We start from the raw sequence: 16,646 nt of genomic DNA, 5'->3' as shown, positions 1-16,646 counted from the left end.
TTACTTTCTTTTCGAGGCATCTATGTATCCATTTTCTCAATCTGTCACCCCAGCAGCCAAAACCCATATGGAAGCCCAACTGGCGTTCTTTAACGACATGTCGAAATCGCTGTTCCGTACAGTTCAGCAGTACAGCGACCTGAACATCCAATTGGCACAAACCTTGCTGGAAGAAAGCACGACGACGGGCCAGCAAATCATTACCGCGCACCGTCCGACGGAGGCGATCGCCGCCGCCGCCGCCCATGCCCAACCCACCGCCGAGAAGCTGCGCGCTTACCAGCAGCATCTGTCTCGCATTGCCGCCGACACCCAGGTCGACCTGTCCAAAGTGGCGGAAGAGCACGTGCAGGAAACCAGCCGCACCGCCAAGGCCCTGGCCGACGAAGTGGCTCGCGTCACGTCGGAAGAAACGGAAAAAACACTGCGCAGCCATCAGGACGCGGTGGAACGCTTCTCCGATCCGTTCATCAGCCATAGCGACGGCACGCGCCAATCGCGCGGCAATGAAATGCGCAGCAGCTCGACCATGCAAAGCGCCGGCCAGAACGGCACCGAAAGCCGCGAAGGCAATTTGCAAGGTGGGCAAGCCTCCCAGGCCCAGACTGCCGCTCAAGCTGCTCAATCCGGCAAACAAACCGGCGCCCGCAAGGAAACCTGAGACCGACGACTGAGCTGACAGGTTCTAGTCTTCGCCGCGCCCGCGATCTGGTATCGCGCAGCGCGGCAATTTTTTTGTCCTTGCTTTATCATGGGCGGCTTGAAGCAGCCTGGAGATAAAGATGACGAATACCGCCGCCGTGCAGCCTGAGTCGCTGCATATCGTTTGCCCCCATTGCGACGCCGTGAACCGTGTGCCTGCCGCCAAGCTGGCGCAGCAGCCGGTGTGCGGCAAGTGCCAGAAGGCGCTGTTCACCGGACAGCCGCTGGAGTTGTCGGCTGCGCGCTTCCTCAAGCATATCGAGCGCAGCGACATTCCGGTGCTGGTGGATTTTTGGGCGCCTTGGTGCGGGCCGTGCAGGACCATGGCGCCGTTCTACGCGCAGGCCACGCAGCGGCTGGAGCCGCAGTTCCGCGTGGTGAAGCTCAATACGGAAGAAGCGCAGGAACTGGCGTCGCGCTATGCGATTCGCAGTATTCCGACGCTGGCGCTGTTCAAGGGCGGGCGCGAGGTGGCTCGGCAGCCGGGCGCGATGGATGCGTCCAATATCGTCGCTTGGGCCACGCAGAATAATCGCGTTTGATTTGTATCGCCGCTGGCTGCCGCCCGCTACTCGGCGGCGCGGTCCAGCCATTTGCGGATGCCGTCCAGCGTGCGGAAGTCGGCCACGGAGCGGGTGTTGATGTGCGGGTGCCGGCTTTGCAGCATGCGCGATAGCGCGGCGCCGGGGCCGAGTTCCAGCGCGTAGGTGATGCCGGCTTCGGCGGCGGCGTCCATGCAGGCGGCCCAGTGTATCGTTTCCGCCAGCTGGCGCGAGAGCTGGTCCACCGCCAGCGCTTTGCTGTCGACGGCCATAGCGCCTATGCCCGCCAGTGCGGGTACGCTCATCGGCTGGAATTCTGACCGCTGCAAGGCTGCGGCGAAGGGTGCAACGGCGGCCCGCATGTAGCGCGTGTGCGAGGCCACTTCCACCGGCAGGCGCGCGCTGCGGCCGCCGGCAGCGTGCACCGCCAGCTCAAGCGCTTCGGCGCTTGCTGCCGGACCGCCGGCGATGCAGGCGTCGTCGCCGTTTTCTATACTCATCTGAAAAGCGTGTTCGGCAAGCAGGGGCGAGGTGCGGGACAGTGCCAGGCCGGAAATCGCCGTCAGCGTTTGGCCGGGCAGGGCGTGGGCGCAGTCGTCCATCAACTGTGCGCGTTGTGCGGCCAGTTGCATCGCTGTCTGTGGCGTGAAGGCGCCGGCGACGCCGTAGGCGGACAGTTCGCCGATGCTGTAGCCGGCCACCAGCGCTGGCTGTGGCGTGAACTCGTGTATCGCTGCCCACATCGACAGCGTGGCTGCGACAATCAGCGGCTGGGCGTTGCGGTTGGCGTAGATGTCCGCGTCGTCGGCCAGCGCCAGGCCTGCCAGCAGCGTGTTGGCGACGGCGTCGCCGGCCGGACTGCTGCGGGGCAGGTCGAACATCGCGGCATGCTGCCCGCCCTGGCCGGGGCAGAGCAGCAGCAGACGGGATGGGGCGCCGTAGGACGTCGTCATTGCTGGTCTTGCTCCATCGCGGCGATGGCGTGTACCAGGCAACTGGCCGCCAGCAAGTCCGCCGCGCCGCCCGGGGAGAGACGCTGCTGCACAAATGCGTGATGGCTGGCCAGCGCCTGCACCTGCCAGTCGGCGTTGGCCGTGCCGCCAAGATCGATGAAGTGCTGGGCGTGTGCGCGCACGGTCTGCGCACCTTGCGGACCGGCGCGGTGATAGACGTTGCTGTCGTTGATGCGGGCCATCAGCGTGAACAGGGCGTCGATGCGCGCATGCGTCATGCTGGCGCCGCGCGCGCGTGAGGCCAGCAGCGCCGGCATGCCGATTTCGAATACCGATGGCAGCCCAAGCGCGCCTTCTTCCCGCGCGCCGCTGACCGCATATTGCGCCGCGACGCGCAGGCCGTTACTGAGTTGCGCCGGCGGCGCGTCTGCGATCATTGCGACAGGCGCGCCGGCAGGTGAGCTTGATGGTGCGGCCGCAGCGGCATGCATGGCCAACTCCTCGCCCCAACGTATCAGCATGGCGGCGCGCAGCGCGGCTGGCGTCATCGGCGTTCCTTGCGCGCGCGCGCGGCCGGCGGTGGCGCACAGCAGGCCCAGACTGAAGATCGCGCCTCGATGGGTATTGATCCCGCGTGTCGCCTTCAGCATCGCGGCTTCGGCTTCGATGCCCAGCTGTTTCAGCCGCGCGAACGGCGCATCGTTCAATCCTGCCAAACAGATTTTCTTGAAGTAGTGGCGCAGCGAGAACAGGCTGCGCATGAAGGTCTGTGCATCCATATCGTCATGGCTGCCGGGGTCCACCAGCGACACCAGTCCTGGCTTGGGATACAGGCAAAGCTCCGCGTGCAGGCTGCGAACCGCCAGCCGCGCCACGTCGCCCGCAAAGCTGTGCTGCGCTGTGCGGCTCAGCTGCGGCTTCATCATCGCCAGCGTCCGCAGGCGTGCAGGTGCGAGAGCGGTGCGCATCAATTAGACTCCAACGTCGCCAGCAGCGATGCCGTATCGATCAGCCGCACCGCGTGCAACTCCTTGACGATCACCCTGGCCGGATTTTCCATCGCCATGCGCCACTCCTTCCACGATACCGCCTGCCCGCCGGGGAATACGATCTCGCCATCGAGCGGCAAATGCGCCGCATGCCGCGACAGCAGCGCCACGCCGTCATGCAGCTCCTCGCGGCTGCGAGGATGGAACAGGATGTCGATGTCCGAGGTCGGCGTCAGATACAGCAAGCCAGTCAGCGCCTGCATCGCCATCGAACCGTAGATGCGCAGGTGCAGATGTTCCGTCTCGCGCTCCAGCGTTGTCAGCGCTTCGCGCCATGGCCCGGCGCAGCGCAGTGCCGACCGCAGTTCCACCGCCGGCGACGTCCTGCTGATCTCCAGCGCCTGCGCGCGCAAGGAAATGCGCACCTTCTCGCCGGTGTCTTCATCCGGCGGCAGTGGCAGTCCGAGGCAAACCTCGTCCGGCTGCGCGCCGATATCGAAGCGCCGCACCACGGCCGGCCAATCCTGTCCCTGCCAGAGGGTAAGCGCCGCCTTGTGTTGCGGCTGCGCCGCGCGCATGACCGCCTGCCAGCCCAATTCTGTCAGCCAGACCAGCATATGCCGCTCAAGACCGCGCGCGGCGGTACCTGGTTGCGTCATCTGCTCCGCTTCAGGCAACGTGTACATGACCGTCAGTCATCACGGCGTCGATCACCGGCTGTGCCCAACGCCGTCCGCCGCGCTGAAGTCCCAATGCGCTGCGCTGGTCGCCGTCGGCCGTCCCCGCGAGCGCGGCGCGCAGATGCGCCGCCAGGTCGCCTTCCCAGATCGCTTCCAGTCCGCCCATGCGCAGATAGTTCTCCGGCCCGGGCGCGAACACCGGATTGCTCTGCGCAAGCTCGGTCAAGCGTTCTTCCGGCACCTTGGTGATGCGCGCCATCGCTGGCAAACCCATGACGCGGATGGTCGCATCGGGCAGGGCGTAGCAGGCGTCGGCCATCAAACCGCTGGTGATGAAACCGCCCGACAGCGCCTGGTCGTACACCAGACCGATGATCTTGTGCCCCTTGCGCCGCGCGAGGTCCACGCATTTTCCGAGGTGCGCCATGTAGCTGTTGATGCCCAACATCTCATCGCGATGGCGCAGGCGCTGGCCTTGCGTATCGACCAGCATCAGTATCGGCATGCCAGGGAATTCGCGCGCCGTGCGGAGGATCGCCTTGGCCTGCGCCAGCGCGATCTCGACGCCGATTGGCGTGTGGGCGGTGGTGCCGATCACCGCCACCGCTTGCCCGCCCACCTGCGCGCTGCCGCACAGGAAATCGTTCTGCTCGACGATGGCGTGCCCTTGCGGGAACAGCGTGTCCGCCAGTTTTTTCCAGTCCATCTTAGACTCCCATGCGGTGCTTGTCGGCGACCGTAATAAAACTGTCCACATCGAGCATCGGAACATTGGCCGCGTCAGGGATCTGCATCGCAGCCCAGATATCGACCGGATCGGTGAGGGCGCCGAAGCGGGCGATGCGTTCGTCCAGCATCTGCTGTTCGGCTTCCAGCGCTTCCAGCGTCAACTCCACCTGGGTGCCGGTCAGCGCGGCCACCGCGTCGCGCGCCGCTGCGCGGAAGGCGGCGATATCGTCGGCCACGATGCGCTGGCAATCGCCCATCAGGTAGCGGTGCTTGCCGCCGCTGGTGCGCCACACCAGCGCCCGATCACGCGAATCGAATTCCTCGACACCGCTGGCGGTCTCGATCACTTCCGGGCCGGACATCGCCAGCCGGCCTTCCTCCGACATCACCACCACATTGGCGCAGCGCGAAACGATACCCATGCCGCCAAAGGCGCCGTTCGAGCCGCCCACCAGCACGATCACCGGGATGCCGGCGGCGCGCGTATCGAGCAGCGCGCGCATCACTTCGGACACCGCGATCAGGCCGGCGTTGGCTTCGTGCAGGCGCACGCCGCCCGATTCCACCAGCAGCACCACCGCCGCGACCTGGTCGCGCACCGCGCGCCGCAGCAAGCCGACCAGCTTGGCGCCGTGCACCTCGCCGACCGCGCCGCCCATGAAGCCACCTTCCTGCGCCGCCGTGTAGACGGTCACGCCGCCCAGCTTCGCGCGGCCCACCGCGACACCGTCGTCAAACGCCACCGGCGCGTTCAACTGCCCCAGATGGGGGCTGACGATGCGCGCCGACGGCGGCAGGAATTCTTCAAAGCTGTCCGGGTCGAACAGCTGCTGCAAGCGTTCCCGCGCGTTCGCTTCCTGGTAGCTGGATGATCGGCTCATCAGGACACTCCCAGCATGGTCTGCACCGCCTGGTCCATGCGCAGGCTGACGACGGCGGGCGTGGCGCCCATGTCGTTGATCGAGATGCGGGTATCGGCCAGCTTCCAGCGCTGGTGGAAGTCGCGCATCACCGCCTCCCAGATCGGCCCGAAGCCGACAGCGGCGGTGGTGATCTCGATGGTGCAGGCGCCGGCCAGGTCGGCCGGTTCGATCAGCACTTCCAAGTTGCCGGAGCCGACCACGCCCACCACGTGCGGCGTCGCTTTCAAGCGCTGCGTGCCTTGTTCAAATCGGTAGTTCAGGGTTTCCATTGTCATGCTCCTTACCAGTTGCGGAAACGTTTGGGCGGCTGGTACAAACCGCCCGATGCGCGCACCAGGTCTTTCATATTGCGGGCGGCCAGCAGGTCGCGCGTGGCCATGCGCTTGTCGATGCCGAGATCTTCAGCGCGTTGGATGATACCGCGATCGCGCAGGTTTTCCACCATCCGCTTATCTCGCGCCAGGCCGACCGGCGTGTAACCCGCCACGCCGCGTATGGCCTGCTCGCGTTCCTCGTCGGTGCGGCACATCAGCAGGTTGGCGATGCCTTCCTCTGTCAGGATGTGGCTGACGTCGTCGCCGTAGATCATCACCGGAGGGATCGCCATCTTGGCCTGTTCCATCAGCTCCCACGCGTCGAGCTTCTCGACGAAGGCGGGCTGCATATGCTCGCGGAAGGTCTCCACCATCTGCACCACCAGCTTCTGGCCGCGCGGGATGGTGTTGCGGCCTTCGCGCGCCTGCTGGCCGGCCTTCAGCCATGCCGGGCTGGCGTGACGTCGTCCGCGCGCGTCGGCGCCCATGTTGGAGGCGCCGCCGAAACCGGAAATACGGCCGGCGGTAGCGGTCGATGAATTGCCCTGCAAGTCGATCTGCAGCGTCGAACCGATGAACATGTCGCAGGCGTAGTGGCCGGCGGCCTGACACATGGCGCGGTTGCTGCGCATGGTGCCGTCCGGGCCGATGGCGAAGACGTCCGGCCGCGCATGGATATAGTCCTCCATGCCCAGTTCCGATCCGAACGAATGCACCGATTGTACGAAGCCCGCTTCAATCGCAGGGATCAGCGCCGGATGCGGATTGAGCGCCCAGTGTTTGCCGATCTTACCGCGCAGGCCGAGCGACTCGGCGTAGGTCGGCAGCAGCAGCTCGATGGCGGCGGTGTCGAAGCCGATGCCGTGGTTCAGGCGCTGCACCCCATACTCGGCGTAGATGCCTTTGATCGCCATCATCGCCATCAGCACCTGGATCTCGGAGATCTGCGCCGGATCGCGCGTGAACAGCGGTTCAATGTAGTAGGGGCGGGGCGATTGCACGACGAAGTCTACCCAGTCGGCCGGTATGTCCACGCGCGGCACGGTATCGACAATGCGGTTGACCTGCACGATGACGATGCCTTGCTTGAACGCCGTCGCTTCGACGATGGCCGGCGTATCCTCGGTGTTCGGGCCGGTGTACAGGTTGCCGTGGCGGTCCGCCGCCTCCGCCGCGATCAGGCAGACGCGCGGCGGCAGGTCGATGAAGTAGCGGCTGAACAGCTCAAGGTAGGTGTGGATCGCGCCGATATTGAGCTTGCCGGCGGAGGCCAGCCGCGCCACGCGCACCGCCTGCGGGCCGGAGAACGAGAAGTCCAGCTTCGAGGCGACGCCGCGCTCGAATACGTCCAGGTGCTCCGGCAACGCCAGCACCGATTGCAGCATGTGCAGGTTGTTGATGCGCTCCGGGTTCAAGTTGGCCAGCGCATGGCCGAGGAAGTCGGCCTGCTTCTGGTTGTTCCCTTCGAGGCAGACGCGGTCGCCGCACTCCAGCACCGTGTGCAGCAGGTCGGCGATGCGGGCGGACGGCAGGGTCTTGCCGTCCAGTTCATTGCCCAATGCGGTGCGCGCCCGTTGCAAGCGCGCATCGCGGTTGTCCCGAAGGGTGTTCCAGTTCATTTACTTTGCTCCCATGATCATGTCCGGCAGGCCGGTGGAAATAGACGGGAAGACGCACAACAGCAGCACCGCCACGAACATCAGGATCAGGAACGGGAACACGCCCCACACCACATCCTTGAGCGGAATGTCGGGCGCAATGTTCTTGATGACGAAGATGTTCAGGCCCACCGGAGGGTGAATCAGGCCCATCTCCATCACCACCGTCATGACGATACCGAACCAGATCAGGTCAAAGCCGGCGGCCTTCAGCGGCGGCAGGATGATGGGCGCGGTCATCAGGATAATCGATACCGGCGGCAGGAAGAAGCCGAACACGATCACCATCAGCAGGATCACCGCCAGCAGCAGCCACTTCGACAGGTGCAGGCTGACCACCCAAGCGGCGGCGGACTGGCTGATGTGCAGGTAGCTCATCACGTATGAATAGAACAGCGACATGCCGATGATCAGCAACAGCATCGTCGATTCCTTGATCGATGAGCTGAGGATGGGCGACAGATCCTTGGGCTTCCACACGCCGTAGATCACGGCCAGCAGCACCAGCGCCAGCAGCGCGCCCAGGCCCGCCGTTTCGGACGGCGTGGCGAAGCCGCCGTATAGCGCGACCATCACGCCGATCAGCAGGATGATGAAGGGCAGCACGCGCGGCAGCATTTCTACTTTTTGCGCCAGCGTGAAGTGTTCGTCTTCCAGGTAGGCCGACTTGGCGCCGCCTTGTTCGTAGATGACCAGCGCGGCCTTGTATTCCTTGTGCGCGCGGTAGACGGCGTAGCCGGCAAACAGCAGCACCAGCAGCACGCCGGGACCTATCCCGGCCAGGAACAGACGGCCCAGAGACTGCTCGGCGGCGACCGCGTACAGGATCATGGTGATCGACGGCGGCAGCAAAATGCCCAGCGTGCCGCCGGCGGCGATGATGCCGGCCGCGAAACCGGGCGAGTAGCCGCGGCGGCGCATCTCCGGAATGCCGGCCGAGCCGATGGCCGAGCAGGTGGCGGGCGAGGAGCCGGCCATCGCCGCGAACAGCGCGCAGGCAAACACGTTGGCGATGCCCAGGCCGCCCGGTATCTTGTGCATCCATGTGTGTATCGCGGAGTACAAGTCCTTGCCGGCCGGGGATTTGCCGATGGCCGCCCCCTTCAGGATGAACAGGGGGATCGACAGCAGCGTGATCGACGCCATTTCTTCGTACACGTTCTGGGTGATCGTGTCGAGCGAGGAGGCTGGCATGCAGAAGTACATGAAGCCGGTGGCCACCACGCCCAATGCGAAGGCGATCGGCATCCCGGAGAACATCACCACCAGGGTAACGGCGCCGTACAGGGCGCCAAGTGTCAGGTCGCTCATGCCGCGCGCTCCGTTTTGTTGGTCATCCGTGCCAGCGTTTGCAGCACGATTTGCAGCGTGAGGATGCTCATCCCGGCGGCCATCATGGCGTAGGGGATCCACAGCGGCGGCGCGAAGGTGGAGGAGGTGGTCTGGCCGTCGACCCAGGCTTCATGGAACAGTGTCCACGATTTCCACGAGAAGAAGGCGCAGAACAGCGCCGACACCAGGTCCACCATGAACAGCCGCGCGGCATTCACGCGCGGCGGCAGCAGCGACGCCAGCGCCTCGATGCCGATGTGGCCGCGATGCGATTGCACGTAGGCGGTGCAGAAGAAGGTCACGCCGACCAGCATGAACACCGACGCTTCGTCCTGCCAGTCGGTGGGCGCGTGGAAGAAGTAGCGCGACACCACCGAGTAGGTCAGCACGAACGCCGTCAGCACCAGCGCCACCATGGACACCATCATCAGCGCATGATTGAGCTTGCCCAGCAATGCGGTCGCCATCGCGACGATGGCGTTGTCCGGCGGGGCTGCGGCGCGCGGCGGCTCCAGCTCTATGCCGTGGCTCATAGCGTTTTCTCGGCCAGTTTCAGCAGCTTGGCGCAGTTTTCATTGCGTTCGCCGTAGTCCTTCCATGCGGTGGTGCGGGCGATGGCCTGCCATTTTTTCAGCGCCGCCGGATTCAGGTCGACCACCTTGGCCTTGGCTTTGGCGTAGACGTTGGCCACTTCCGAGTCGTCTGCCTTGGCGGAGTTCAGCGCGAAGGTCTCCATCTCGGCGCCGACGGCCATGATGGTGGCCTGCTGTTCCTTGGTCAGGCGGTCGAAGATCGCCTTGGACATCATCAGCGGCTCGAACATGAACCAGTAGGCGCCCGCGCGGCCGGTGGTCAGCGCCTTGGACACTTCCTCCAGGCGGAACGAGATCAGCGAGGTGGAGGAGGTCAACGCCGCTTCCATCGCGCCGGTCTGCATGGCGGCGTAGATTTCGTTGGACGGCAGCGACACCACGGCGGCGCCGGCGGCCTTGAGGATCAGGTCCATCTCGCGCGAGCCGCCGCGTATCTTCATGCCCTTGGCGTCGTCCGGGTCGATCACCGGCTTGGTGCGCGAGGCCACGCCGCCGGCTTGCCAGATCCAGCTAATCAGCACGATGCCTTTTTCGTTCAGGATGCGGCTCAACTCCTTGCCCACTTCGGCGTTCTTCCAGCCGTAGGCCTGCTCGTAGGAGGTCACCAGGCCGGGCATCAGGCCGATGTTCACTTCCGGGACCTCGCCGCCCGCATACGACAGCGGCACCAGCGACATGTCCAGCGCGCCCTTGCGCATGGCCGAGAACTGGGCGTTGGTCTTCATCAGCGACGAACCCGGATAGATCTCGAATTTGAGGCTGCCCTTGCTGCGCTTTTCCACCTCGGCCGCGAACATGCGGGTCAGCCGGTCGCGGAAGTCGCCTTCGGTGACCGTCCCGCCGGGGAACTGGTGCGAAATCTTGAGGGTGGTGTTCTGCGCCCATGCCGGTTGCAGCAACAACGGGCTGGCGGCCAGGGCGGCCAGTACGGACCTGCGGGTGATTGCGCTCATAATTCCTCCAAGGTGGGTCAAATATGCAACGATCTTTTTTGTGTATACAAGAATATATCGTTGGAATACATTGTCAAGCTAAATTCACTGCTTATAATGAAGCTTGTTATACATAAGCTGTAAATCACAAGACTCCAAAAACACCATGACTACCCATTCCGCCACGCTGCGCGAACAAATAGAAGAGATGATCGCCGTCGGCGAGCTCAAACCCGGACAGCACCTGGACGAGACCGAGCTGGCTACGCGCTTCGGCGTCTCGCGCACGCCGGTGCGGGAAACGCTGATCCAGCTGGCGTCGATGGGACTGGTGGTGATACGCCCACGGCGCGGCGCCATCGTCGCGGAACTGGGACCGCAGCAGTTGGTGGAGATGTTCGAGGTGATGTCGGAACTGGAGGCGACCTGCGGCCGCCTGGCGGCGCGGCGCATGACGCCCGAGGAGCAGCAGGCCCTGTTGGCGGCGCACCAGGCCTGCCAGGATGCGCGCGATGCGCAGGAGCCGGATGTCTATTACTACAAGAACGAGTTATTCCATGAGGCGATCTACGCCGGCAGCCATAACCAGTTCCTGATCGAGCAGACGCGCAATCTGTACCGGCGCCTGCGGCCGTACCGGCGCTTGCAGCTGCGGGTGCGCGACCGCCTGGTCACGTCCTACCACGAGCATGACGGCGTGGTGCAGGCCATCGTCAATGGCGACGGCGACCTGGCGGCGCGCCTGCTGCGCGAGCACGTGATGATACAGGGGCAGCGGTTTTCCGATCTGATGGCGTCGTTGCCGCGGCTGCGGCAGGACGCGGCCTAGCGCTACTGGGCGGCAGCGCCGCGGACGATGCGTACCGGCTTGGCAGCGTTGGACGCGGCCTGCGGCAGCATGTCTTCCAGCGTTTGTTTATCCAGCACGGCCAGGAAGGCTTTGGTGGCGTCGTTCAGCGTGTGCTTCAGCGCGCAGTCGGGCGTGAGCGGGCAGGTGTCGGTTGCGCGGTCGAAGCATTCGGCCATGAAGAAGTCGGTCTCCGTCATCCGCACCAGCGCGCCGATGTTGATGTCCTTCGGCTCTTTTGCCAGCCGCAGGCCGCCGTTGCGGCCTCGCACCGTCTCCACCAATCCTGTTTGCCCCAGCTGATAGACCACCTTCATCAGGTGGTTCTTCGAGATCGAGTGCATGTCGGCGATATCCTGGATCGTGACCAGCCGGTCCCGGTGGGCGCTCAGGTACAGCAAGGTCCGCAGGGAGTAGTCGGTGAAGGAGGTGAGACGCATGGCTGGCTCGGAGTCGTTACAATGCAATCCACCATTCTACATGCTGATTAAGCTTTACTCCATTTGCACGAGAATGTCGCGCAGGCGCAGCAGTGCGATGTCGATATCCAGCGTCTCGATGCCACCGTAGCCGAGGAACAGTCCGGCCTTGGGCGGCGTCGACGCGTAGAAGTTCGACAGCGGGTAGAGGCCGACGTCGGCGCGCCGCGCCAGCCGCAGCAGCAGGTCCAGGTCGAGCGTTTTTTTGCACAGTGCCGCCAGGTGGAAGCCGGCGCTGGCCGGCACCAGCTCGAACCACGGCGACAGTACATCGGCAAACAGCGTTTGCAGGCGCTCGCGCCGGGTCGCGTAGATGGCGCCGCAGCGGCGGATATGGCGCGACAGGTAGCCGTCGGCGATGAACTTGGCCAGCGCGTGCTGGCTGGCGGTGGCGGTATGCCAGTCGTTGAGGTGCTTGACGGTGAGAGCCGCGTTCAGTATCGCCTCCGGCAGCACCGCGTAACCCAGCCGCAGCTCCGGCAGCATCACCTTGGAGAAGCTGCCGACGAAGGCCACCACGCCGTGCCGGTCCATGCTTTGCAGCGAATCGGTGGGCCGGCCGTCGTAGCGGAACTCGCTGTCGTAATCGTCTTCGATGATGATGGCGCCGATCTCCAGCGCGCGCGCCAGCAGCGCCTCGCGGCGGGCCACGCTCATCTGCATCCCCAGCGGGAACTGGTGGGCCGGCGTGGTGTAGATCAGCCGCGTGCCTTGCGGGATCTGGTCGACCAGCATGCCTTCACGGTCGACGCCGATGCCGACCACCCGCGCCCCTTGGCTGGCGAACAGCATGCGCGCCGCCGGATAGCCCGGTTCCTCGACGGCGACCACGCAGCCCGGCTCCAGCAGCACGCGGCCCAGCAGGTCCAGCGCCTGTTGGGCGCCGTTGGTGACGACCACGTTGTTGGCGGTGCAGACCACGCCGCGAGCAAAGGCCGCATGGTGGGCGATGGCGGCGCGCAGTTCGGCGATGCCTTCCGCTTGGCGGTACATGCCGCTGCCCTTGACGTCCTGGCGCAGGCCGTGCAGCATGCAGCGGCGCCACTCGTCGATCGGGAACAGCGACGGCGTGACGCAGCCGCCGACGAACTCATAGCGGGAACGGCCTTCCGGGAAGGGGATGCGCAGCGGCGTGTGCATGGCGTCCCACTTGGCGACGATGGCGGCGCTGGCCAGGTTGTTGGCGAGCTGGCGGCGCGGCTTGGCCTCGGCCGGCGCGCTGACGAAGCTGCCCTTGCCGACCTGCCCCAGCACCAGCCGCTCCTGCGTCAGGCGGGTGTAGACATCGGAGACGGTCTTGCGGGACAGGCCGAGCTGCTCGGCCAGCAGGCGGGTAGGCGGCAGTTGCTGGCCGTCGGCCAGCCGCCCGCTGCGGATCGAGTCGCTCAGCTGGCGGTACAGCTGCCCGCCCAGGTCCTTCTTGCCTTCGATGACGATGTGGAGTTCCATGATATGTTGGTGCGGCGCCTAACGGACGATACCGGCAGTTTGCCACAGACTGGCAACAACCACAGGAGGGACTATGGATAAGGAAGCCGCGCGCCGCCAGTTCGTCAACGAACTTTGGCAGCGCTATGAACAATTGCAGCAATGGGCGGAAGAGAACTGGCCGGACAGGGAGCATCCCTTGTCGAGCGCGGATTTTGTCGAGACCCGCAAGGAGCTACTGGGCCTGCGCAATCCGGCGCAGGCGCCGGGACGGCCTTCGTCAGCCGGCGCTCAGGGCGATGCCCGTGAACCGGAGCAGGGCGGCGCCCAATACATCGATGCGAATCCGACGCCCTGGCCCTGACGGCTTAGTGCAGTTTATTCATGCGTGACCGGCTTGCCGGTCTGCGCCAGCAGCCAGGCGAGCACGCTGACCACCAGGCTGGCGAGCACGCCCCAGGCCAGTTTCAGCGCGCTGTCGAATAGCAGCGGCGCCACCAGGCCGGACACCAGCGCAAACAGCAGCATCTGGATGAACGACTGCATCGACGACGCCAGCCCGCTGTTGTTGGGGAAGTACTCCAGCGCGATCAGCGACAACGGCGTCATTGCCAGCGCCAGGCCGAAGGAGTAGATAAACAGCGGCGCCACGGCGTAAGGCACGGCCGCGACAAAGGCGCTGTTGTAGGCGACGTTGATGATGCCGGCGGCGATCATGACGGCAAGGCCGATCCACACCTGCGTGTTGCGCGCGAACTTCAGCGCGAATTTTCCCGACAGCGCCGAGCCGACCACCATGCCGCTGATTAGCGGCACGAACATCCAGGCGAATGCCGTCTCCGGCAGGTGCAGGATGTTCATCACGAAGTAAGCGGCCGAGCCGATATACAGCGCCACGCCAGCAAAGCTCATGCCGACCGCGATCGACAGCAGCAGGAACTGGTGGTGGCACAGCACCTTCCAGTAGTTGCCGGCGATGACGCCGAGGTGGAAGGGATGGCGGTCCTTGACGGGCAGGCTTTCCGGCAGCGCGCGCTGCACGGCGATGAACATCAGGATGCCGAAGGCGCTGAGGAACCAGAAGATCGAGCGCCAGCCGAAGCTCACCTGCAGCCAGCCGCCCAGCACCGGCGCGATGGCAGGCGCCAGGCCGAACACCATCATGATATGCGCCAGGATCTTCTGCGCGGCGGCGCCGGAGAAGCGGTCCTGCACGATGGCGCGGCCGACCACCGAGCCGGCGCCGGCCGCCAGGCCCTGCACGATACGGCAGGCCAGCAGCACGCCGATGGACGGCGCCATCGCGCCGACGATGGAGGCGGCGATGTAGGCCACCAGCGATACCAGGATCACCGGGCGGCGGCCGAAGGAGTCGGACAGCGTGCCGTAGAACAGCATCATGAAGGCGAAGCAGAACAGGAACATGCTCAACGTTTGCTGGATCAGCATCGGACTCGCGTCGAAGGTCTGGGCGATCGCCGGGAACGACGGCAGATAGGTGTCGATGGCCAGCGGCCCGACCATGGAGAGGCCGGCCAGCAGCAGTGTCAGCAAAATATTCATTAAAGGCGTATTGTTCAGTGGACCGAGCATTTTACGCGATATGCAGTCATCGCATATCCAAGGCCGAAATCATTCCTTCGCTTTGGGGATGCGGCTGATTAAGCTGCGATGATGGGCGATGCTGCCCGCGTTTTTATAATTCGAGACATTATGACTATCGATACCTATGATGGAACCGGCGTCAAGCCGTCGCACTGGAACCTGGACCACGTGATCGAGCAGTTGCGCGTGTCGCGCGAGGCCACGCACAACATCCGCCATCACGGCAAGGTGCGGGAACTGCCGTCGCGCGAGGCGCTGACGATCATCGTCAACGGTCTGTCGGCGGTGCTGTTCCCCACGCACTACGGCCGGCCCAACCTGACCGACGAGAGCATCGACTACTTCGTCGGCGACACCCTCAACACCACCTTGAACCGTTTGACGGAGCAGGTCCGGCGCGGCTTGCAGTTCTCGCTGGAGGATGCCACGCCGGATGAAGAAGCGCTGACCCGTCAGGCCCATGCCATCACCCGTGAATTCGCGGCCGGCCTGCCGGCCATACGCGGGCTGCTGGTGTCGGACGTGCAGGCGGCGTTCTCCGGCGATCCGGCGGCGACGTCGGTGGCCGAGATCATGCTGTGTTATCCGGGCACCATCGCCATCCTGTACTACCGGCTGGCGCACAGCCTGCATCGACTGGGTTCGCCGTTCCTGGCGCGGCTGATTTCGGACATCGGCCATTCGCTGACCGGGATCGACATCCATCCGGGCGCGCAGATCGGCGGCAGCTTCTTCATCGACCACGGCACCGGCGTGGTGATCGGCGAGACGGCGATCCTCGGCCAGCGCGTGCGCCTGTACCAGCACGTGACGCTGGGTGCCAAGCGCTTCCCGGCGGATGAAAAAGGCACCTTGATCAAGGGCGTGCCACGCCATCCGGTGGTGGAGGACGATGTGGTGATCTACGCCGGCGCGACCATCCTGGGCCGCATCACCATCGGCGCCGGCTCCACCATCGGCGGTAACGTATGGCTGACGCAAAGCGTGCCGGCGGGGAGCAATGTGTCGCAAGCGCAGATGCGCAACGATTAGGGTATGCTTTTGGCTTGAATATGCATGGAGTTTTGAATGACTGATCAATCGAAGTATGTACCGCCGAAAGTCTGGGTGGCCGAAGCGCCATCCGGCGGCACCTTTGCGAGCATTAACCGCCCGGTTGCGGGTCCTACGCATGAGAAGGAGCTGCCGGTCGGGCAGCACCCGCTGCAGCTCTATTCATTGGGTACGCCGAATGGCGTGAAGGTGACGATTTTGCTGGAAGAGCTGCTGGCGGCAGGGCATGCAGGCGCTGAATATGACGCCTGGCTCATACGCATCAACGACGGCGAGCAGTTCTCCAGCGGCTTTGTCGACATCAATCCCAACTCGAAGATACCAGCGCTGGTGGACCGCAGCGGTGCGCAGCCTTTGCGCGTGTTCGAATCCGGCTCGATTTTGGTTTATCTGGCGGAGAAGTTCGGCGCCTTCCTGCCGAAGGACCTGGCGGCGCGCACCGAGACGCTGAACTGGCTGTTCTGGCAGATGGGCTCCGCGCCGTTCCTGGGTGGAGGCTTCGGCCATTTTTACGCCTACGCGCCGGAAAAACTGGAGTACCCTATCAACCGCTATGCGATGGAAGTCAAGCGGCAGCTCGACGTGCTCGATCGCCAGCTGGCCGATCATCGCTACGTCGCGGGCGACGACTACACCATCGCCGACATGGCGATCTGGCCGTGGTACGGCGTTCTGGTACTCGGAAAGATTTACGGCGCCGGCGAATTCCTGTCGGTGCAGGAGTACAAGAACGTCCGCCGCTGGGCCGATGACATCGCCGCGCGGCCGGCAGTGATCCGTGGCCGCAAGGTCAACCGGACCTTCGGGGAACCGGAAGAGCAGGTGCATGAACGGCACGCCGCTTCCGATCTGGACTAAGAGCGCGACATCCGTCCCCGTCAGCTGCG

At 64.7% G+C, this 16,646-nt stretch carries 19 protein-coding genes; 6 read left to right on the top strand and 13 right to left on the bottom strand.

Annotation, left to right across the window (positions count from 1 at the left end):
* The first annotated feature begins 67 nt into the window (after positions 1-67).
* Positions 68-661: a phasin family protein gene (locus V6M89_RS04045; protein WP_332851968.1), complete on the top strand. Its 594-nt coding sequence runs from the start codon at positions 68-70 to the stop codon at positions 659-661.
* Positions 662-782: 121 nt separating this feature from the next.
* The gene (gene trxC / locus V6M89_RS04040) at positions 783-1,244 is read left to right on the top strand and encodes a thioredoxin TrxC (protein ID WP_332851967.1); all 462 of its coding nucleotides are present in this window, start codon (positions 783-785) and stop codon (positions 1,242-1,244) included.
* A 26-nt stretch (positions 1,245-1,270) separates the two neighbouring features.
* On the opposite strand, the gene V6M89_RS04035 is transcribed toward trxC, so the two are convergent.
* From V6M89_RS04035 to V6M89_RS03990, 10 genes are read right to left on the bottom strand one after another with little or no spacing between them, the layout of a single operon-like run.
* Positions 1,271-2,197: an acyltransferase domain-containing protein gene (locus V6M89_RS04035; RefSeq protein ID WP_332851966.1), complete on the bottom strand. Its 927-nt coding sequence runs from the start codon at positions 2,195-2,197 to the stop codon at positions 1,271-1,273.
* Positions 2,194-3,165 carry a triphosphoribosyl-dephospho-CoA synthase MdcB gene (mdcB, locus tag V6M89_RS04030; protein ID WP_332851965.1) on the bottom strand — a complete coding sequence of 324 codons (972 nt, stop codon included), beginning with the start codon at positions 3,163-3,165 and terminating at the stop codon, positions 2,194-2,196. Before mdcB ends, V6M89_RS04035 begins: the two co-directional genes overlap by 4 nt.
* The gene (gene mdcG / locus V6M89_RS04025) at positions 3,165-3,845 is read right to left on the bottom strand and encodes a malonate decarboxylase holo-[acyl-carrier-protein] synthase (protein WP_332851964.1); all 681 of its coding nucleotides are present in this window, start codon (positions 3,843-3,845) and stop codon (positions 3,165-3,167) included. The genes mdcB and mdcG overlap by 1 nt, the downstream gene beginning before the upstream one ends.
* A gap of 10 nt (positions 3,846-3,855) precedes the next feature.
* Positions 3,856-4,572, bottom strand: a complete 717-nt coding sequence (gene mdcE / locus V6M89_RS04020) for a biotin-independent malonate decarboxylase subunit gamma (RefSeq protein ID WP_332851963.1) — start codon at positions 4,570-4,572, stop codon at positions 3,856-3,858.
* A gap of 1 nt (position 4,573) precedes the next feature.
* Positions 4,574-5,476, bottom strand: coding sequence for a biotin-independent malonate decarboxylase subunit beta (locus V6M89_RS04015; protein ID WP_332851962.1), 903 nt, complete (start codon positions 5,474-5,476; stop codon positions 4,574-4,576).
* A complete protein-coding gene (mdcC, locus tag V6M89_RS04010) occupies positions 5,476-5,787 on the bottom strand; it encodes a malonate decarboxylase acyl carrier protein (protein ID WP_332851961.1) in 312 nt (103 codons plus the stop codon). Before mdcC ends, V6M89_RS04015 begins: the two co-directional genes overlap by 1 nt.
* Positions 5,788-5,798: 11 nt before the next feature.
* Complete coding sequence (gene mdcA, locus V6M89_RS04005) at positions 5,799-7,451, bottom strand: malonate decarboxylase subunit alpha (RefSeq protein WP_332851960.1); 1,653 nt, start codon at positions 7,449-7,451, stop codon at positions 5,799-5,801.
* A complete protein-coding gene (locus tag V6M89_RS04000; RefSeq protein WP_332851959.1) occupies positions 7,452-8,801 on the bottom strand; it encodes a TRAP transporter large permease in 1,350 nt (449 codons plus the stop codon). It abuts the gene before it with no gap.
* Entirely contained in the window at positions 8,798-9,355 is a 558-nt protein-coding gene (locus V6M89_RS03995; RefSeq protein WP_332851958.1) for a TRAP transporter small permease, read from the bottom strand. The genes V6M89_RS04000 and V6M89_RS03995 overlap by 4 nt, the downstream gene beginning before the upstream one ends.
* Complete coding sequence (locus V6M89_RS03990; RefSeq protein WP_332851957.1) at positions 9,352-10,368, bottom strand: TRAP transporter substrate-binding protein; 1,017 nt, start codon at positions 10,366-10,368, stop codon at positions 9,352-9,354. Before V6M89_RS03990 ends, V6M89_RS03995 begins: the two co-directional genes overlap by 4 nt.
* A gap of 145 nt (positions 10,369-10,513) precedes the next feature.
* On the opposite strand from V6M89_RS03990, the gene V6M89_RS03985 reads away from it, so the two are divergent.
* Positions 10,514-11,176, top strand: coding sequence for a GntR family transcriptional regulator (locus V6M89_RS03985; RefSeq protein ID WP_332851956.1), 663 nt, complete (start codon positions 10,514-10,516; stop codon positions 11,174-11,176).
* A 2-nt stretch (positions 11,177-11,178) separates the two neighbouring features.
* Here V6M89_RS03985 and V6M89_RS03980 read toward each other — a convergent pair whose 3' ends face one another.
* Both V6M89_RS03980 and pdxR read right to left on the bottom strand, forming a co-directional pair.
* The gene (locus V6M89_RS03980) at positions 11,179-11,634 is read right to left on the bottom strand and encodes an RrF2 family transcriptional regulator (protein WP_332851955.1); all 456 of its coding nucleotides are present in this window, start codon (positions 11,632-11,634) and stop codon (positions 11,179-11,181) included.
* Positions 11,635-11,688: 54 nt separating this feature from the next.
* Positions 11,689-13,122: a MocR-like pyridoxine biosynthesis transcription factor PdxR gene (pdxR, locus tag V6M89_RS03975; RefSeq protein ID WP_332851954.1), complete on the bottom strand. Its 1,434-nt coding sequence runs from the start codon at positions 13,120-13,122 to the stop codon at positions 11,689-11,691.
* 73 nt (positions 13,123-13,195) lie between these two features.
* Here pdxR and V6M89_RS03970 point away from each other — a divergent pair, with 73 nt between their 5' ends.
* Positions 13,196-13,465, top strand: coding sequence for a hypothetical protein (locus V6M89_RS03970; protein ID WP_332851953.1), 270 nt, complete (start codon positions 13,196-13,198; stop codon positions 13,463-13,465).
* 14 nt (positions 13,466-13,479) lie between these two features.
* Here the strand turns inward: V6M89_RS03970 and V6M89_RS03965 are convergent, their stop codons facing one another.
* A complete protein-coding gene (locus V6M89_RS03965; protein WP_332851952.1) occupies positions 13,480-14,664 on the bottom strand; it encodes a multidrug effflux MFS transporter in 1,185 nt (394 codons plus the stop codon).
* A gap of 150 nt (positions 14,665-14,814) precedes the next feature.
* Between V6M89_RS03965 and epsC the strand changes: the two genes are divergently transcribed.
* Together epsC and yghU are read left to right on the top strand one after the other, a co-directional pair.
* Positions 14,815-15,738, top strand: a complete 924-nt coding sequence (gene epsC / locus V6M89_RS03960; protein ID WP_332851951.1) for a serine O-acetyltransferase EpsC — start codon at positions 14,815-14,817, stop codon at positions 15,736-15,738.
* Between the two features lie 36 nt (positions 15,739-15,774).
* A complete protein-coding gene (gene yghU / locus V6M89_RS03955; protein ID WP_332851950.1) occupies positions 15,775-16,617 on the top strand; it encodes a glutathione-dependent disulfide-bond oxidoreductase in 843 nt (280 codons plus the stop codon).
* Positions 16,618-16,646 lie beyond the last annotated feature (29 nt).

Source organism: Duganella sp. S19_KUP01_CR8, assembly GCF_036688705.1.
Lineage (GTDB): Bacteria > Pseudomonadota > Gammaproteobacteria > Burkholderiales > Burkholderiaceae_D > Rugamonas.
Note: the sequence above shows the minus strand (reverse complement) of the source record. Positions and strands in the feature narration are given on the sequence as shown.